Source organism: Candidatus Glomeribacter gigasporarum BEG34, assembly GCF_000227585.1.
GTDB classification, from domain to species: Bacteria; Pseudomonadota; Gammaproteobacteria; order Burkholderiales; family Burkholderiaceae; genus Glomeribacter; species Glomeribacter gigasporarum_B.
On the sequence record NZ_CAFB01000018.1, the window covers coordinates 1 to 651 of the forward strand.

The following is a 651-nucleotide window of genomic DNA, read 5'->3' on the forward strand; positions in this document are numbered from 1 at the left end:
CGCTGGAAAGCGTCGATGTATCCCACGACATCCGCGCCGAGGACGTGGGGCAACGCGCATCCGGGATTGCCGCGCATGCGCCAGTGCGCGCGGCGCTGATTGCGCGGCAGCGCGCCTGGCGCGTTCACCCGGGGCTGGTTGCGGACGGACGGGATATGGGAACGGTCATTTTTCCGGACGCGCGTCTCAAAGTTTTTTTGACGGCAAGCGTTGAGCAACGCGCACAAAGACGCTATCGACAATTGATTGACAAGGGTTTTGCTGCTAATATCTTCCGCCTTTTACGCGATTTGACCGAGCGCGATGCGCGCGACTCCGCCCGTGCGGTCGCGCCGCTTGTGCCTGCGGCGGAGGCGAAAACGCTGGATACCTCCTGTTTGTCTGCCGGTCAAGCGGTGGACGCGATATTGGAGTGGTGGCGAGCCGCATCCGGAGAGTCGTGAGTGTTTAACCTTTAACCCGCGGATATTGAGCGCCTCATATTGGCCCAATGTCGCGAATTTTCTGCTTCTTATGTCTGCCCAACTTCTTTCTTCCTCTTCTCCCGATTCCGATCAAGAATCTTTTGCCGCACTGTTTCAAGCCTCTGTAGCCCATCAGGAGATGCGGACTGGCGAAGTCATCTCTGCTCAGGTCGTTCGCATCGATCAC

The 651-nt window shown here is 58.4% G+C and carries 1 protein-coding gene; it reads left to right on the plus strand.

The window, feature by feature from the left end; translation table 11 throughout:
- The coding region (gene cmk / locus CAGGBEG34_RS00345) for a (d)CMP kinase (protein WP_042687137.1) at window positions 1-443 on the plus strand (443 nt) is incomplete at its 5' end.
- Between the last annotated feature and the right edge of the window lie 208 nt (window positions 444-651).